This window comes from Spiroplasma endosymbiont of Megaselia nigra (genome assembly GCF_003987485.1).
In the GTDB taxonomy this organism is placed as follows: Bacteria; Bacillota_I; Bacilli_A; order Mycoplasmatales; family Mycoplasmataceae; genus Spiroplasma.
Window position 1 is genome coordinate 1 of sequence record NZ_RCOO01000164.1, and the last position, 2,474, is coordinate 2,474.

2 protein-coding genes are annotated in these 2,474 nt (G+C 25.5%); both read left to right on the top strand.

The annotated features are described in order from the left end of the window. Positions 1-601 (top strand): hypothetical protein (locus D9R21_RS07385; protein ID WP_158613930.1); only part of this gene is annotated, 601 nt, incomplete at its 5' end. Beyond that, positions 601-2,474 (top strand): hypothetical protein (locus tag D9R21_RS05695; protein WP_148108849.1); only part of this gene is annotated, 1,874 nt, incomplete at its 3' end. The genes D9R21_RS07385 and D9R21_RS05695, both read left to right, overlap by 1 nt.

Consider the following 2,474-nt stretch of genomic DNA (forward strand, 5'->3'; position numbering starts at 1 on the left):
TGCTCGTTATGGTAAACAATTTGCTAGTATTTTAGATATTATTGCTGAAAAGATTATGTTAGACCCATTATTAAATAGTGGTAAATTTACCATTAATACCAACGGAGTAACTGGTGTGGTTGACCAAGAAATTAGTAAAATGTTGGCTTCATTTATTGAAAATGACTTATTATTAGTTGAAGGAGACCCTGATAGTAATTTTCAACCAGTAGACTATATCGCTGGTAATTTTAAAGGTGAACAATTAACTAAAATATATGATTGATTACTAACTAATTACTATAAAATAAATCGTCATCATGTTCCCGCAATTGCTAAGGGAGCACAACAAACGCAAGCGGAAGTTGCCGGTGTAAATATTCAAACAAACGCATCATACGAACAAATGATATATATTAGAGAGATTAAATTAACTGAATTTATTATTAAATTAATTAAATATGATAATGCTATTTTAAATAGTAGAACATTTAATATTAAAAATATTGATGAGTTAATTGTTGATGTTCGCTTACCTGTGAATGCTACTTTAAACAGACAATTAAAAAACAACGAAACTATTATCAATATGCCTAATGAAGAACAAGGAGAACAAGAATAATGTTAAAACCATCTGAAAAAATGTTAGCACAATTAGCAGAAAATGATGAACCAATCGATTACTCAATTGATAGTATCGCATTAGATTTTGCTACTCAATCACAATATAGCGACCCTGATTTAGAACAATTTTTTAGTGAAGACCGTGCAAGAACCTTATATATTTATAAAATTAGCAATCTTGTTAAGACAAAGCAAAAACCTATCTTAAACTACTCTCAAAATAGCGTTAAAATTGGTTTTATTGACAAAGATGAATATATTAAAATTATTGGTTATGAAATTAGTGACTTTAATTTTAAATTACAAATTCAACAAAATAATACAGTCCAAGATAATAGCACAAGTTATGTAATGATTGATGAAAAAGATATTTTAATTAATGATATTTCAAAAAAAGACAAAGAATTTTTAGAAGCATTAGATTTAAAAATAGTATCTATTAATGAACCAATTAGTGAAGACAACAAAAATGAATGTTATATTATTGAAGAATATAAACGCCCTTATTCACCTGATGGTGTTGATATTATTAAATCTACTCATTTAGTTAAAATAACTGATTTTAAGTGAAAAAACCAGAATAGTATTCATTTAGTTTTACAAAAATCATTGCCAGAAGATACAGTATTTACTGGGATTGAGATTAAATATCCTAAATCTATGCTATTTGGAAATATAAAATGTTGAGGAAATGTCAATGGTGTTTATTCTTATCCACAGTCTATTATTCAAAACGCTAACTTAGTACCTTTACTATCAATGCCTATTGAAACAAATCCCAATGTAAGAATATTTCAGTATTGGTTAGGATATAGTTTTTTACCATTTGAAATAGCAAGACATTTTTCTACTCCAAGTGATTGTTTAATTTTAGTTAGTATTGGAAACCGTGATGAAAAACCAAGAAAACAAGTAATTAAAAATGCAAGAATTTTAGAAGGTAATATTGTTGCATATTATAATCCTCCTGGTAAATATTCATATAATGTTAAAATACCTGACAAAATGCCAGAAACACCATCTATTTCATTACTTCCACCAATATGACAAAATAATCTTCCTCAATATGGTGATTTATTAATCGAAATACAATCCCCATTAGTAAATGGAAAATTAGAAGAAGTATTAAGAAATATGTTAACATTTCGTTATAATTATGATAGAAAATTTCGTGGTGCTAAATATGATGAAAAAGGAAACCCTATAAATGAAAGTGCAAAAATAAAGCAATTATTTGAAGGACAAAAACCCGAAGATGTTATTGATGGTTTATTTGAGAACTGAAAATTTAAAAATTTTACTTATTTATCTGATATTGCAGTAAAAAGATTTAAACAAGTTGTATATATGTTGTCAAATTATGTATATAGTAATATGGCAATTAATAAAGGATATAATGATGATATTAAATTAGTATCTCCCTATTATTTTGAGTTACTTTCTGAACCAAGAATTAAAGAAGGAAAAGATGAAGAAGCGTACTATGAATTTAAAGATTGTATAGTACAATTAAAATCATCTTATTTTGATTTTTCTGATTTAAAAAATAAAAATTATTATAAAATGGAAACAAGTATTATAAAAGTAATAAATAATAATATTTCAGAAAATCCTATTTATCAATTAGAAGCAAATTTTTTTAATTGATTATCCATAACAAATGAATTAGAAACAAATAACATTCCTTCTCTTATCCCTGCTGAAATTAGATTATCCGATGGAGAATATGGAAAATACTTAACTAATTTAATTGTTTCTAGCAATAAAGTACAAGAAGTTTTAATTGAATTATATGCATATCATAAAAGGGGAACAGTATATTCAAAAACAGAATGATTAAATTTAATTAATAATTTTATTGAAAATAATAT